This is a genomic window from Flexivirga sp. B27, from assembly GCF_052905685.1.
This window is the reverse complement of record NZ_JBPYUM010000001.1, coordinates 603,425-617,815: the sequence shown is the minus strand read 5'-3', so window position 1 is coordinate 617,815 and position 14,391 is coordinate 603,425. Positions and strand designations below refer to the sequence as shown.

At 66.5% G+C, this 14,391-nt stretch carries 15 protein-coding genes; 7 read left to right on the top strand and 8 right to left on the bottom strand.

Translation table 11 applies throughout. From position 1 onward, the window contains the following. Nucleotides 1–140: 140 nt before the first annotated feature. The 3 genes from ctaC to ACSZL9_RS02970 are packed head-to-tail and all read left to right on the top strand — an operon-like array spanning nucleotide 141 to nucleotide 3,277. On the top strand, nucleotides 141–1,094 hold the full coding sequence (ctaC, locus tag ACSZL9_RS02980; RefSeq protein ID WP_446663977.1) for an aa3-type cytochrome oxidase subunit II: 954 nt from the start codon (nucleotides 141–143) through the stop codon (nucleotides 1,092–1,094). Then, complete coding sequence (ctaD, locus tag ACSZL9_RS02975; protein ID WP_446663976.1) at nucleotides 1,094–2,866, top strand: aa3-type cytochrome oxidase subunit I; 1,773 nt, start codon at nucleotides 1,094–1,096, stop codon at nucleotides 2,864–2,866. The genes ctaC and ctaD overlap by 1 nt, the downstream gene beginning before the upstream one ends. 9 nt (nucleotides 2,867–2,875) lie before the next feature. After that, on the top strand, nucleotides 2,876–3,277 hold the full coding sequence (locus ACSZL9_RS02970) for a cytochrome c oxidase subunit 4 (RefSeq protein WP_446663975.1): 402 nt from the start codon (nucleotides 2,876–2,878) through the stop codon (nucleotides 3,275–3,277). A gap of 63 nt (nucleotides 3,278–3,340) precedes the next feature. Here ACSZL9_RS02970 and ACSZL9_RS02965 read toward each other — a convergent pair whose 3' ends face one another. Next, nucleotides 3,341–3,700 carry a metallopeptidase family protein gene (locus ACSZL9_RS02965; RefSeq protein ID WP_446663974.1) on the bottom strand — a complete coding sequence of 120 codons (360 nt, stop codon included), beginning with the start codon at nucleotides 3,698–3,700 and terminating at the stop codon, nucleotides 3,341–3,343. Between the two features lie 125 nt (nucleotides 3,701–3,825). Here ACSZL9_RS02965 and ACSZL9_RS02960 point away from each other — a divergent pair, with 125 nt between their 5' ends. Beyond that, a complete protein-coding gene (locus ACSZL9_RS02960; RefSeq protein WP_446663973.1) occupies nucleotides 3,826–4,359 on the top strand; it encodes a hypothetical protein in 534 nt (177 codons plus the stop codon). A gap of 114 nt (nucleotides 4,360–4,473) precedes the next feature. On the opposite strand, the gene qcrB is transcribed toward ACSZL9_RS02960, so the two are convergent. Genes qcrB through ctaE form a run of 4 tightly spaced genes read right to left on the bottom strand, consistent with a single transcriptional unit; the run spans nucleotide 4,474 to nucleotide 8,905 of the window. Further along, nucleotides 4,474–6,261 (bottom strand): cytochrome bc1 complex cytochrome b subunit, encoded by a 1,788-nt coding sequence (qcrB, locus tag ACSZL9_RS02955; RefSeq protein ID WP_446663972.1) that lies wholly within the window; start codon nucleotides 6,259–6,261, stop codon nucleotides 4,474–4,476. A 2-nt stretch (nucleotides 6,262–6,263) separates the two neighbouring features. Beyond that, on the bottom strand, nucleotides 6,264–7,409 hold the full coding sequence (gene qcrA / locus ACSZL9_RS02950) for a cytochrome bc1 complex Rieske iron-sulfur subunit (RefSeq protein ID WP_446663971.1): 1,146 nt from the start codon (nucleotides 7,407–7,409) through the stop codon (nucleotides 6,264–6,266). Next, nucleotides 7,409–8,188, bottom strand: a complete 780-nt coding sequence (gene qcrC, locus ACSZL9_RS02945; RefSeq protein WP_446663970.1) for a cytochrome bc1 complex diheme cytochrome c subunit — start codon at nucleotides 8,186–8,188, stop codon at nucleotides 7,409–7,411. The genes qcrA and qcrC overlap by 1 nt, the downstream gene beginning before the upstream one ends. Nucleotides 8,189–8,242: 54 nt before the next feature. Next, nucleotides 8,243–8,905, bottom strand: coding sequence for an aa3-type cytochrome oxidase subunit III (gene ctaE / locus ACSZL9_RS02940; RefSeq protein ID WP_446663969.1), 663 nt, complete (start codon nucleotides 8,903–8,905; stop codon nucleotides 8,243–8,245). A gap of 181 nt (nucleotides 8,906–9,086) precedes the next feature. Between ctaE and ACSZL9_RS02935 the strand changes: the two genes are divergently transcribed. Together ACSZL9_RS02935 and trpD are read left to right on the top strand one after the other, a co-directional pair. Next, a complete protein-coding gene (locus ACSZL9_RS02935; protein ID WP_446663968.1) occupies nucleotides 9,087–9,527 on the top strand; it encodes a hypothetical protein in 441 nt (146 codons plus the stop codon). Nucleotides 9,528–9,541: 14 nt separating this feature from the next. Beyond that, nucleotides 9,542–10,600, top strand: coding sequence for an anthranilate phosphoribosyltransferase (gene trpD, locus ACSZL9_RS02930; protein ID WP_446663967.1), 1,059 nt, complete (start codon nucleotides 9,542–9,544; stop codon nucleotides 10,598–10,600). 9 nt (nucleotides 10,601–10,609) lie between these two features. Here trpD and ACSZL9_RS02925 read toward each other — a convergent pair whose 3' ends face one another. The 3 genes from ACSZL9_RS02925 to ACSZL9_RS02915 form a co-directional block, all read right to left on the bottom strand. After that, a complete protein-coding gene (locus ACSZL9_RS02925) occupies nucleotides 10,610–10,891 on the bottom strand; it encodes an Lrp/AsnC family transcriptional regulator (protein ID WP_446663966.1) in 282 nt (93 codons plus the stop codon). Nucleotides 10,892–10,983: 92 nt separating this feature from the next. Further along, nucleotides 10,984–12,762, bottom strand: a complete 1,779-nt coding sequence (locus tag ACSZL9_RS02920) for a DEDD exonuclease domain-containing protein (protein WP_446663965.1) — start codon at nucleotides 12,760–12,762, stop codon at nucleotides 10,984–10,986. A gap of 48 nt (nucleotides 12,763–12,810) precedes the next feature. Beyond that, entirely contained in the window at nucleotides 12,811–13,407 is a 597-nt protein-coding gene (locus ACSZL9_RS02915) for a LysE/ArgO family amino acid transporter (RefSeq protein WP_446663964.1), read from the bottom strand. 72 nt (nucleotides 13,408–13,479) lie between these two features. Between ACSZL9_RS02915 and ACSZL9_RS02910 the strand changes: the two genes are divergently transcribed. Beyond that, the gene (locus tag ACSZL9_RS02910) at nucleotides 13,480–14,349 is read left to right on the top strand and encodes a LysR family transcriptional regulator ArgP (RefSeq protein WP_446663963.1); all 870 of its coding nucleotides are present in this window, start codon (nucleotides 13,480–13,482) and stop codon (nucleotides 14,347–14,349) included. The last annotated feature ends 42 nt before the right edge of the window (nucleotides 14,350–14,391 follow it).

The window sequence follows — 14,391 nt, the reverse complement described above, 5'->3', positions numbered from 1 at the left end:
CGTGGAGGCGGCCGTCGTCCGCAACGCGAGGGTGGCTCGGGCACGTTTCGGTCGAGTTGGGCGTTGGGACAGTGGAATTGATCTGCTCGGAAGGCCTGCCCTGACGTCAACTTCGAATGGGGCTGGGATAGAGTCTGGGTGTGCCCGGATCTGACAAACCCCTCGTGGAATCGGCGCGCCGTACCCAGCCTTCTGGGCGGCGGCGACGCAGCAGGATCGCCTTCGGAGGTCTGATCGCCGTCAGCGCGTTGCTGCTGACCGGCTGCACCCCCGTGGAGAAGCGCGGTTACCTACCAAAGGGCGTCACCAGCCTGAGTCAGGAGATCACCGACTTCTGGGTGTCTGCTTGGGTCTGGGCGCTGGCGGTCGGCGTCATCGTGTGGGGGATGATGTTCTACTGCATGGTCCGCTACCGGCGGAAGAAGGCCGACGTCGGTCTCCCGCCCCAGCTGGCCTACAACGTTCCCATCGAGATCCTGTTCACCGTCGTGCCGATCTTCATGGTCGCCGTCTTCTTCGGCAAGACCGTGGAGATGGAGAACAAGATGCTCGACACGAGCCAGACGCCGGACGTCATGGTCAATGTCGTTGCCAAGCAGTGGTCCTGGGACTTCAACTACGTCAACTCCAACGTCTATGACGCGGGAGTGCAGGCCGATATGAAGGCGCCCGACCCGGAGAAGACCATCCCGACGCTCTACCTCCCGGTCGACAAGAAGGTCGAGTTCGTGCTCACCTCACGCGACGTCATCCACTCCTTCTGGGTGATCCAGTTCCTGGAGAAGATGGACGTCATACCGGGCAAGGTCAACCACCTCCAGGTCACGCCGACCGAGATCGGCACCTACCAGGGCAAGTGCGCCGAGCTCTGCGGCGCCTACCACTCGGAGATGCTCTTCAACGTCAAGGTGGTCAGCCAGTCCGACTACCAGAAGAAGATGAACCAGCTGAAGGCACGCGGCAACGTGGGCTTCCTGTCCAACGCGTTGAACCGCGACGAGTCCCACCTCGAGGCGAAGGACGCCAAGAAGTTCCAGCAATGGCTCCCCAAGGGCGTCAAGGGCTCTGACATCGTCAGTGAAGGAGCGAAGTAATGGCTAGCATCGTTACGCCACGCGTCGGAGACTCCGGCGACACAGGCGACGCGCGCTCAGCCACCCGGGTTCGCACTCGCCACCCCGGTCGCACGTTCGTCAAGTGGATCACCGCCACCGACCACAAGGTCATCGGCAACCTCTACTTCATCACCTCGTTCTCGTTCTTCCTGATCGGCGGTGTGCTCGCGCTGATGATCCGCGCCGAGCTGGTCGAGCCGGGGCTGCAGATCGTGGACAACCCCGAGCAGTTCAACCAGCTGTTCACCATGCACGGCACGATCATGCTGTTGCTGTTCGCGACACCACTGTTCGCCGGGTTCGCCAACGCGATCATGCCGCTGCAGATCGGCTCGCCCGATGTGGCGTTCCCGCGACTGAACATGTTCGCCTACTGGCTCTACCTCTTCGGTGGTCTGATCGCCAGCGCGGGCTTCCTGACGCCCCAGGGCGCGGCTTCGTTCGGCTGGTTCGCCTACGCGCCGCTGTCCAACGCAACCTACAGCCCGGGTGCCGGCGGCAACCTGTGGGTGTTCGGTCTGGCGCTTGCCGGTTTCGGCACCATCCTCGGTTCGGTCAACTTCATCACCACCATCGTGTGCATGCGCGCACCTGGTATGACGATGTTCCGGATGCCGATCTTCACCTGGGGTGTTCTGATCACCTCGATCCTGGTCCTGGTGGTCTTCCCGGTCCTGGCCGCCGCGCTGTTCGGCCTCGGTGCCGACCGCATCGCCGGCGCGCACGTCTTCGACGCACAGACCGCGGGAGCAATGCTCTGGGAGCACATGTTCTGGTTCTTCGGGCACCCGGAGGTCTACATCATCGCGTTGCCGTTCTTCGGCATCATCTCCGAGATCGTGCCGGTCTTCTCGCGCAAGCCGGTCTTCGGTTACAAGACCCTGGTCTTCGCGACGATCGCGATCGCGGCGCTGTCCACGAGTGTGTGGGCGCACCACATGTACGCCACCGGTCAGGTGCTCCTGCCGTTCTTCGCGATCATGACGATGCTGATCGCCATCCCGACGGGCGTGAAGTTCGTCAACTGGGTCGGCACGATGTATGGCGGATCGATCACCTTCGAGACACCCATGCTCTGGGCGATCGGCTTCCTGGTCACCTTCCTCTTCGGTGGTCTGACCGGTGTCATCCTGGCCAGCCCCGCACTGGACTTCAGCCTGACCGACTCCTACTTCGTGGTGGCGCACTTCCACTACGTCGTGTTCGGCACCGTGGTCTTCGCGATGTTCGCCGGGTGGTACTTCTGGTGGCCCAAGCTGACCGGTCGGATGCTGGACGAGAAGCTGGGCAAGCTGCACTTCTGGATGCTGTTCATCGGCTTCCACGGCACCTTCCTGATCCAGCACTGGTTGGGTGTGAAGGGCATGCCGCGCCGGTATGCCGACTACCTGCCGGCGGATGACTTCCAGTGGATGAACGACATCTCCTCGGTCGGCGCCCTCATCCTGGGCCTGTCGATGCTGCCGTTCATGTACAACGTGTGGAAGTCTTGGCGGACCTCGCCCAAGGTCGAGGTCGACGACCCGTGGGGTTACGGCGCCTCGCTGGAGTGGGCGACGTCCTGCCCGCCGCCGCGCCACAACTTCGACTCGATCCCGCGGATCCGCTCCGAGCGCCCGGCGTTCGACCTGCACCACCCGCAGGCAGCGAACTGGTCGGTGAAGCCGGCCGAAGACACCTTGGCGCAACTGTCCGGTGCCGGAGCCGGCACCGACACGACGTCGTCCGACGCAGCCGGAAAGGGCGAGTGAGGATTCACCATGCAGGTCGAATACAAGATGTTCGCAGTGATCTGCGCCTTCTTCGTAGTGGTCGGATCCATCTACGGTGTCTTCAGCAACTGGGAAGAGCCGGTCGGATCGGTCGCTCTCTACCTCACCGCAGGCATGTGCGCCCTGATCGGCGGATTCCTGTGGTGGACGGGACGCAAGATCGACCTGCGACCGGACGACGACCCGTTCGGTGAGCAGGCTGACGCCGAGGGCGACTACGGCTTCTTCAGCCCGCACTCGTGGTGGCCGCTGTACCTCGGCGCCTCCCTCGGGGTTGTCGCGCTCGGTCTGGCCGTCGGCTGGTGGCTGGTGATGCTGGCAGTGCCGTTCGTCGCACTCGCCGCCATCGGTTGGGTCTTCGAGTACTTCCACGGCGAGCACTCCATCTGATCACCCCGCGAAGTTTTTTTCAGCGGCCCGTCATACCACTTGGTATGACGGGCCGCTGCACGTTCACCCCCAGCCGAGTTCGTGCAGCCGCTCGTCGCTGATGCCGAAGTGATGCCCGATCTCGTGCAGCACCGTGACTCGGATCTGCTCGAGCAACTGGTCGCGGGTGTAGCAGTAGCGCGTGAGCGGGCCCCGGAAGATGTAGATGTGGTCGGGCAGCTGCCCCAGCCCGTAGCTGGAGTCCCGTGCCGTCAGTGGCACCCCGACATACAGGCCGAGCAGGCCGGGTGCGCTGCCCGGCTCGGGCTCCTCCTCGACGGTGATCACGACGTTGTCCAACCGGTCCAGCAGATCCTGCGGGATGGTGTCCAGAGCGTCTGCGACGGCTTCCTCGAACTCGTCGCGGCTCATCCGGATCGGCATGGGCATGTTCTCCGTTCAGGCGATGGACACCCAGCCTAGGATCAGCGCAGACCGGGCAGTCTCCTGGTCTCATCCTCGGTGTGACGAGGCGATGGACAACGAGACCGACAACGACAGGATTCAGCATGCACGTCCCGACCGGGCTGGAGTTGATGTCCGACGACGAGCGCGCCCTGCTGGACGCCGGTGAACGTGTGCTGGCCTGTGAGAGTGCGACGCAGCTGGCCGGACACTCCGGTATCGGCGATGAGGCGCGCCCCGGGCCGGGCGTCGGCTTCGACGCCGACCCGATGGCCGGGGGTGTGACCGTCGACCAGCGATGGGTGGATGCCGCCGTCGGGGGAGTGAACGCGGCAGGCGCTCGTGGTTCACTCGCCGACCGGTTCAGCGCAGCCCTCGATGTCGCCGCGGCGAAAGTGGTGATCACCGACCGGCGGCTGCTTGTGCTGGGCGACGAGGGAACGTTGCGGACCACGCCGGTGCGCATCCGGTTCGAGGTGCCGCGGGCCGGCGTGGTGGAGCTGACCAGAGCCCCGCGTGCGCTGCAGCGGGGCAGAGTGCGGATCAGCTTTCGCGACGGCTCGTGGGCGATGGCCATGACGGGACTGGTGAAGAAGGCCGCTGCCGACCGATTGGTGACGGCCTACCGGCAGAGTTGACTCCGGCAGGCCAGCTTGCCGCACCCAACGCAGCCGCCACCTAACGCAGTCGCACGCAAGGAAGCGGCCCAGCACACCGAGTGTGCTGGGCTGCTTCCTTGCTGAGCGGGTTGCTCAGTCCTGCTTCTCGCGGGGTGTCGGGTGGCCGTATGCGTGCGGTGTGCCGATCTCCTCGGCACCGCCGTGCATGTGGCCGGACTCCGCGTCGTCCGGGTGGGACTCGATCTCCTCGGTCTCGTGACCGTGGTGGTGCGCTGCCGCCAACTCCATCGGGGTGACCGGCTCGATGCGGTCCTTGAAGTAGTAGTGCGACAGGCGGGCGCGGAGCCGATCCTTGCGGGCGCCCTTGCGACGTACGCCGTTCTCGTCGGTCGCCGGCTCCAACTCGACAGGAGCGGGGGAGTCGTAGGCGACCAGCGGCCAGCGGTCGTATTCGTTGAGCTCCTCGTGCGCCTCGAAGAAGCGGCCCTTGGCGGTGCGGACCAGGCGGCCGCTCTCGCGGCCGTGCAGGACCAGATCACGGTCGTAGCGCTGCAACGACAAGCACATGCGCTTGACCACCCAGAACACGATGATCGGCATGACGATCAACCCGATCTGGAAGGCACGGGTGATGTCGTCGATCGACAGGTGGAACTTGATCGCCATGATGTCGTTGCCGCAGGCGGCGAACAGGATGCCGTAGAAGGTGATGGCAGCCATGCCCAGACCGGTGCGGGTCGGACGGTTGCGCGGCCGGTCGAGGAGGTGGTGCTCCTCGTTGTCCCCGGTGACCCACTTCTCGACGAACGGGTAGAGACCCATGATGGTCCACAGGATCGGGATCATCAGGATCGCACCGATCATGATGTTGAAGCTCCAGGTCTTCCCGAACAGGTCGAACTCCAAGAAGCCCGGCAATAGTCGCAACGCACCGTCGGCGAAGCCCATATACCAGTCCGGCTGAGAGCCTGCCGTCACCATGGTGGGTTCGTAGGGACCGTACATCCAGATCGGGTTGATCGAGATCAGTCCCGCGATCAGCGCGGTGATGCCGAAGACGACGAAGAAGAAGCCACCGGCCTTTGCGGCATACACCGGCATCATCGGGAAACCGACGACGTTCTTGTTGGTGCGGCCCGGCCCGGGGTACTGGGTGTGCTTGTGCACCATGACCAGGATGATGTGCGCGGTGAACAAGCCGACCAGGATCGCCGGGATCAGCAGCACGTGGAGGGTGAAGAACCGCGGGATGATGTCGTGCCCGGGGAAGCCACCGCCGAAGAGGATGTAGCTGACGTAGGTGCCGATCACCGGGATCGAAAGGATGAAGCCCTGCATTGCGCGGATGCCGGTGCCCGACAGCAGGTCGTCCGGCAGCGAGTAGCCGAGGAAGCCCTCGACCATGGCGAGCATCGCGAGCAGCAGACCGATGATCCAGTTGATCTCACGCGGCTTGCGGAACGCACCGGTGAAGAACACGCGGAACATGTGCAGTGCGATCGACACCACGAAGATCAGCGCGGACCAGTGGTGGATCTGCCGGATCAGCAGACCGCCCTTGACGTCCATCGAGATGCGGACCGTCGAGGCGAAGGCCTCGCTCATCTGCATGCCCTTGAGCGGGACGTACTGGCCCTGGTAGACGGTCTCACCCATGCTCGGCACGAACCAGAAGGTGAGGAAGGTGCCGCTGATCAGCAGGATGACCAGCGAGTACATCGCGATCTCACCGAGCATGAACGACCAGTGGTCCGGGAAGACCTTCTTCATCAAGTAGCTGACGCCCTTGGCACCACCGGTGCGCTCGTCGACCCAGCTGGCGACTGCGCCGACCGGGCCGGCGTTCGGGGCCGGTGCGTCCTTCTTGTCGTCTGCACGCAGCGCGTCAGCGGTGCTGCGGGCCTTGGTCTGCTCGCTCATGCTCAGCCACGCTCCCAGAAGCTCGGACCGACCGGCTGATCGAAGCCGTGCGGCGCGTAGATGTACCCGTCGGAGTCGACATCGATCTTCAACTGCGGCAGCGGGCGCTTGGCCGGACCGAAGACGACGTGGCAGTCGTCGGTGAGGTCGAAGGTCGACTGGTGACACGGGCACAACAGGTGGTGGGTGGTCTGCTCGTAGAGGCCGACCGGGCAGCCGACGTGCGTGCAGATCTTGGAGTATGCGACGACGCCGTTGATGCCCCAGTCACGCTCCCGGGCGTGCTTGATGCGGTCCTCCTGCAACGAGATGAGGATGACCGACGCCTTGACCTTCTCGGCGGCGGGGTTCTCGGTGTCGTTGATGCCCTCGGGCAACACGTGGAAGACCGATCCGAGCGTCACGTCCGACAGGCGGATCGCGGTGCCGTCGGGGTCACGCATCAGGCGCCGGGCTCGGGTGACCGGCTTGCCGTTCTTCATCTCGGGCTTGCCGTCGGCGCCGAGCACCGGGACCTGCGTGTCCCACAGGGTGGTGCGCAGGTCTTCGACGTCACCCTTGAACGGGCCGAGGCCGCCGACGAGCTGCAGGCCGAGCGGGACGGCGAACAGGCCGAGCGCACCGCCGAGGCTGTACTTGATGAGCGGACGACGCTTGATCTGCGCCTGGTCCGCACCGTCGGTCATCACGCCGACGAAGTCAGCGCGGGCCTCGTCGTCCGAGCGGAGGGTATGGCGCTCCTCGACGACCTCCTCGTCGGACATCAGCGTCTTGGCCCAGTGGATCGCGCCGAGCCCGATGCCGAGCAACGACACAGCCAGGGTGACGCCGAGCGCCACGTGCAGGGCGTGCACCTTGCCGATGATGGGCAGGGTGACGTTGTCCTCCTTGCCGATGACGGCATAGGCGACGACGAACAGGACGGTGGCGAGCATCGACAGCCCGAACAGCGACGCCACCTGACGCTCACTGCGTCGTGCGGCGGCTTCGTCGTGGTCGCCGAGCCGGTGCACGTGCTCGGGCAGGCCGGGGTTCTCGAAGCGCTCGGGGAGCGCGTCGTGCTCGTCGGCACGGGTCGCGACGGCACTGCCGGACTCGTGAGCGGTCACTGCCGACTCCTCGGGGGTGGAAGGTTCGTGGTCAGTCATCAGGCCGCCTTCTTACCGAGCCAGACAGCGATCAGGATCAACATGCCGATGCCGATGGTCCAGGCGAACATGCCCTCGGGGACCGGGCCGAGGTTGCCCATGCTCCAACCGCCGGGGCTGGTCTCGGCGTCGACGTTCTGCAGGAACGAGATGATGTCCTTCTTGTCCTGCGGCGAGAGGTTCGAGTCGTTGAAGACCGGCATCGACTGCGGGCCGGTCAGCATTGCTTCGTAGATGTGCTTGCCGGAGACGCCACGCAGGCTCGGCGCGAACTTGCCGCGGGTGAGCGCTCCGCCGGAGCCGGCGAAGTTGTGGCACATCGCGCAATTGACCCGGAAGAGCTCGCCACCCTTGGCGATGTCTCCGCCGCCCTTGGTCAGGCTGCTGGACGGGACGGACGGGCCCTCACCCAGGGACGCAATGTATGCCGACAACTGCGAGGTCTGCTTGTCGTCGAACTGCGGCTTGCCGCGCTCGGCCTGGACGCCGGGGTTGGCCAGCGGCATACGGCCGGTGCCGACCTGGAAGTCGACGGCTGCCGCACCGACGCCGACGAGCGAGGGACCGTCGTCGGTGCCCGTGGCGTTGACGCCGTGGCAGCTGGCGCAATTGCTCAGGAAGAGCTTGTGGCCGGCCTTGGCGGCTTGGGCCGTGCTGCTTGCGGCGTCGGCGTTCTTGGGTGCGAACGCGGAGTAGAGGCCACCGGTGATGATGAGACCGAGAAGCAACACGATCGCGATCGCTGCCGGGTGCCGGCGGCGGGCAACGAGTGAACTCACGAAGTCGTCCTGTCGTCGTTGGAGGGATGGGGAATCGACATCAGCGGCAGTCCGTCACTGGAGGAGGTAGATGGTGGCGAACAGCGCGATCCAGACGACGTCGACGAAGTGCCAGTAGTAGGACACCACGATCGAGCCGGTCACCTGGTGATGCGTGAACTTCTTGGCGGTGAAGGTGCGGCCGATGATCATCAAGAAGGCCATCAGGCCACCCGTCACGTGCAGTGCGTGGAAGCCGGTGGTCATGTAGAACATCGAGCCGTAGGCGTCAGAGCTGAGCGTGATGCCCTCGCCGACCATGTTGGAGTACTCCAGCACCTGGCCGGAGACGAAGATGGCGCCGAAGATGAACGCCAGGACGTACCACTCGCGCATGCCCCACGAACCGAGCTGCCACAGCTTGCCATCGCGGGAGGGCTTGCCGGCCTCGGCCTTGAAAACGCCGAACTGGCACCAGATGGAGGAGATCACCAGGATCACGGTGTTGCCGAAAGCGAAACCGACCTCGAGGTGACTGGTGCGCTCGTCCCACAGCGGGCCGGCCACGGAGCGAATCGTGAAGTACATCGCGAAGAGCCCCGCGAAGAACATCAACTCGCTGGCCAGCCACACCATGGTGCCGACTGCCGTCAGGTTGGGTCGACTGACAGGTCCATGTCCTGCCGGGATCCGGGAATCGCTCGAATGAGCTGTCGTTGCGGTCGCCACGTCCGCCATTATGGCCCCTTTGGCGCGGACATGCGCGAGCGACCCCCCGAGGTCTGACAAGAATGACTCTGGCGCGAGTTTCTTTTCGTGCCAGCGCTTCTCTTCGGACGCCGTCATCCTGCGGGTGTCTGCTCTGACAACGACCGGCTGCTGTCGTTCGTGCCCGGCCCGACCAGTAGCATTCAGGGTTATGAGCTCCTCCTCCGCAGTGGTCCCGGCAGGTAAGACAACCGGTGGCGTCCACCAGCTGACCGTCCTGCTCTACAGCGACGACATCGCGACCCGCGATGCCGTCCGGCTCGGTGTCGGTCGCCGGCCCGCCAAGGACGTGGAGATCAGCAGCTGGCGCGAGTGCGCGACCCCCGCCGCCGTCGTCGAGGCAGTGGACAACGAGCACTACGACCTGCTGATCCTGGACGGCGAAGCCGCCAAGCTGGGCGGTCTGGGCCTGTGCCGGCAGCTGAAGAATGAAGTCTTCGAATGCCCGCCGGTCCTGGTGCTGACCGGCCGCCCGTCGGACGGCTGGCTCGCCGTGTGGTCGCAGTGCGACGCCGCGGTGCCGCACCCGATCGACCCGCTGGCGATCAGCACCGCCATCGCGGACCTGACGCGCCGCGGCGCAACTTCCTGAGCAGACACTTCGCAATGGCGGAGATCACCTGGCCCGGTCTGCTCGACGCGCTGCTGGACGGCGTGGACCTGACGGCACCCCAGGCGGGGTGGGCCATGAACCAAATCATGTCGGGCGTGGCCACCGGCTCGCAGATCGCGGGCTTCCTCGTCGCGCTGCGTGCCAAGGGCGAGACCGTCGACGAATTCCGCGGCCTCGCGGACGAGATGATCCGGCACGCCGTGCCGATCGAGGTGCCGGGGCGCACGCTGGACATCGTGGGCACCGGCGGCGACGGCGCACACACGGTCAACATCTCGACGATGTCGGCCATCGTGTCCGCCGGGGCAGGCGTGACTCTGGTCAAACACGGCAACCGTGCCGCGTCCTCACGGTCCGGCGCCGCCGATGTGCTCGAGGCCCTGGGGGTGCGGCTCGACCTCGACGCCGGTCAGGTGGCCGAGGTCGCCGGGACCGCCGGCATCACCTTCTGTTTCGCGCAGACCTTCCATCCGTCGTTCCGGTTCACGGCACCGACCCGCAGTGAGCTCGGGATCCGGACGGCGTTCAACGTGCTCGGCCCGCTGACCAACCCCGCAGCGCCGCGCTATGCGTCGATCGGGGCTGCCGATGCGCGCATGGTGCCGTTGATGGCCGGTGTCTTCGCCGAACGTGGTCGCAATGCGGCCGTCTCCCGCGGCGACGACGGCCTGGACGAGGTCACCGTCACGACGACCTCCACCGTGCACTGGGTCAGTGACGGTGAGACCACCGTGCACAGTCTCGACCCGCGCCGGCACGGCATCGACCTCGCCGGTCTGGACGCGCTGCGCGGCGGTGACGCCAACTTCAACGCGGGAGTCGCCCGTGAGGTGTTCGGCGGCGCGACCGGAGCAGTGCGCGACGCCGTGCTGCTCAACGCCGGGCTCGCGCTGGCAGTCGTGGACGCGGGGGAGGCCGAAGGCCGCTTCGGCGCGCACGGATCCTTCGACGATGCGGTGGCCGCAGGTATGTCGCGGGCCCGTGACGCGATCGACTCCGGAGCTGCGGCCGCGGTCGTGGACCGCTGGGCCACGGCGACGGCACGCGCCTAAGCGTCGCGCTCAGTCATCCAGGCCGATGGCGAAGGCTGCCCCGAGATCCCGGTTGGAGTAGGTGCGGAACGCGATGTGCGTCTGCGAGTCGCGCACGCCGTCCACCTTGTTGAGCCGATCAGCGATGACGTCGGCGAAGTCCTCGTGCTTGGCTACCTTCGCGACGGCGATCAGGTCTACGTCACCGGTGACGCTGTAGACCTCGGCGATCCCGTCGATCTCCGAGATCTGCTGTGCCACCTCGGGAATGCGGTCGACGTCGGCCTTGATCATCACGATGGCAGAAATCATGCGACAACCTTAGTCGCAGCTCACCCGGCCGCGCGCCGGTGTGGCCGCAGCCGCAGTGTTGTTGATTGCACTCCTCGCGGGCCGGGTTGCGATCAGATTGCTCGCAAGCTCGCATCAGATCGCACACCACCCGGTCGTCGTCGCAAGGCGGTCGACTCCTCGAAGCCGGGGACGTCGGAGCGGTCGAAGGTTTGGTCGAGCGTCGCCTGCGCCCCCGCGGCGCCGCCCACCGGGCAGACCCAGACGCCGTCGATGTCGACGATGCGCACACCGGGCTGCTCCATCCAGTGCAGGATCTTCTCGGTCTCCTCGTAGGTGGCGGCCGGCACCGGAGCGTCCGGACGCGCAACGTGCTCCGCACCGGCGCGAAGCGCGGCGATGAAACTCGTCGGGTCCGCGCGCGGCGGGCACACCGTCGCACCGGCGAAGCGGCCGTAACGCACACAGGTGAACTCCCAGCCGCCGGCCGGTGTGGGTGCAGCGGCGACGATCTCCGGGCTGGTGGCCAGCGGCGTCATACGCTGTGCACGGGCGGCGGCACGCACGAGTGCGAGCATGCGGTCGCGAACCGTGGCGGCGTCCTCGAACCGCTGGTCGGCCGACAGCGCTCGCAGCCGGTCGCCCAACGCGTCGATCACCTGGTGGCCGTCACCGTCGAGGGCGCGTGCCACTCGGTCGGCGATCGTGGCGTAATCGTCCGGTGACTGGCGCCCGATGCAGGGCGCGCCGCAGCGCCCCATCTCGGCCAGAACGCAGGCGGTGCCGGTGCCCTTGCGGGACAGCTTGCCCGTGCATTGCCGCAACGGGACCACCTCGTGCACCGCGGCAGCGGCCTGCTCGGCCAGTGCGCGGGAACCGAACGGCCCGGCGTAGGTCGCGCCGTCGTCGCGGACGGTGCGCACGATCGACAGCCGCGGGAACACCTCGGCCGTCAGCTTCAGCCACATCGCCCGCTCCGGGTGCCGGGACCGCCGGTTGTAGCGGGGCTTGTGCTCGGCGATCAGTCGCAGCTCGCGAACCTGGGCCTCGAGCGTCGTCTGGCAGACGATCGGTGTGACGGCCGTTGCGAGGCGCACCATCTCGGCCATCCGGCTGCGTTGCTCGCTCGCGGTGAAGTAGTTGCGGACCCGGCGCTTGATGTCGATCGACGTGCCGATGTAGAGCGGCTCGCCCCGCTCGTCCTTGAAGATGTAGACGCCGGGCGCGGAGGGCAACGAGTCGGCCAGGAACCGCTTGCGCCGCTGGGCGGGCGTGACCCGGGAGGTGTAGGAGCTCAGCTCCTCCAGCGTGTGCACGCCGAGGCTGCCGACGCGCTCGATCAGCCCGTGCAGGACGTCGACGGTCGCCTGCGCGTCGTGCAGCGCGCGGTGGTCGGGTGTGACGCGGGTGCTGAACAGGCGGGCGAGTGAGGAGAGCTTGTGGTTGGGTGCCTCGTCGCGTGTCACCAGCTGGCGGGCCAGGTGCACCGTGTCGAGCACTCGGCTGCCGGGCCAGGTGAGGCCCAGCCGCTCGCAGTTGACCTTCAGGAAGGTGATGTCGAAGCGCGCGTTGTGCGCGACGAGCACGGCGTCGCCGATGAACTCCAGGAATGCCGGCAGCGCGGAGTCGATGTATGGCGCGGACGCGACCATCGGGTCGGTGATGCCGGTCAGGACCGAGATGAACGCGGGGATCGACTCACCGGGGTTGATCAGCGTCTGGAACTCGCCGAGAACCTCACCGCCGCGAACCTTCACGGCGCCGATCTCGGTGATCTGGCACTCGGTCGGACTGCCGCCGGTCGTCTCCAGATCGAGCACGACGAACGTGACGTCGGCCAGGGGCGTGCCCAGGTCGTCGAACGTCGATTGGATCGGAGCGTGGTTCGGCATGTCTCCGAACGTAGGTGTGGGGTATGACAATCCGGCTGTGACGCGCCGTCAGCCGGTGATCAACAGGACCGCGATCGTGAGCATCGTCAGCCCGATCAACACGTCGAGGATCCGCCAGGTGATCGGGCGGCTCATCAGGGGTGCGGCGAGTCGTGCGCCATACCCGATGGTCAGGAACCAGGTGACGCTGCCGAGGCAAGCGCCGGCGGCGAACCACCACCGGCCGGTGATCCCCTGCTGGTTGGCGATGTTGCCCAGCATCAGCACGGTGTCGAGGTAGACGTGCGGGTTCAGGAAGGTGATCGCGAGCGCTGCGCCGACGACCGAACCACGGGTGGCGGTGCGTTCGGCGGCCAGGGCGCGTGGCCGCCGCGCCGCAGCCAGCGAACGTATGCCGAACCACACCAGGTATGCCGCGCCGGCCCAGCGCAGCACCACGAGCACGTCTGCATGGCTGCGGATGATGGCGCCGACGCCGGCCACGCCTGCGGTGATGAGCAGGACGTCTCCGGCGATGCAGACCAGGACGACGGACCCGATGTGCTGCAGTGTCAGCCCTTGTCGGAGCACGAAGGCGTTCTGGGCTCCGATGGCGACGATGAGGGAGAGGCCGGTGAACAGGCCGGCGAAAGTGGGACCGAGCATGGTGCGGCCAATCTAAGTGGACCGCGGTGTGAAGACCAGCGAAAGATTCTGCATAAGCATTAGCATTGTTTCATGCAGGCGGAGCAGCTGGAAACCCTGGTCGCGGTCGCCGACGAGGGCACCTTCGAAGCGGCGGCACGTCGGCTGCACATCACACCGTCGGCGGTCAGCCAGCGCATTCGTGCGCTCGAGGTCGCGGTGGGTGCCGTTGTGGTGCAACGCAGTTCACCGGTTCGTCCGACCAGCGCCGGACAGATCCTGTTGCGGCTCGGGCGGCAGCAGTCAGCCCTCGAGCAGGAGGCGCTCGCCGAGCTGGGGCTGCGTAAGACCGGTGTCGAGTCGCTCGCCGTGGCGGTGAATGCCGACTCGCTGGCCACCTGGTTCACCGGCGTGCTGTCAGCTGTGGCCGAGTGGGAGAGATTCGCACTGCAGCTACGTGTCGAGGACCAGGCACACAGCAGCACCCTGCTGCGCACCGGCGCCGTGGTTGCCGCGATCACCTCCGATCCGGTTGCCGTGCAGGGGTGTTCGGTGCTTCCGCTCGGGCGGATGCGCTATCTGCCGCTGTGCACACCGGGGCTGCGCGACCGGCACCGCACGGGGCGCGCGCTGGACCTGGGCCGTATGCCGATGGTCCGCTTCAACGACCGGGACGACCTGCAGGACGAGCTGCTGCGGGCGCGAGGGGTCGAGCCCGAGGGTCCGGTGCACGAGGTGCCGTCCTCCGAATCCTTCGTGTCCGCAGTTGCATCCGGCCTCGGGTGGGGCATGGTGCCGATCGCGCAGGCGCAGGACCGGATCCAGCGTGGTGAGTTGGTGCGTGTAGTGCGCGGCTATGCCGCGGACGTGCCGTTGCACTGGCAGGCATGGCGGTTGCGGACCGAGCGTCTGCAGCGGCTGACCGACGTGATCACGGCGGCTGCCGGGACGGGGCTGTCATAGGTCACGCCTAGCGTCCGAGTCAATGGTTGACAGGTAGGCAGA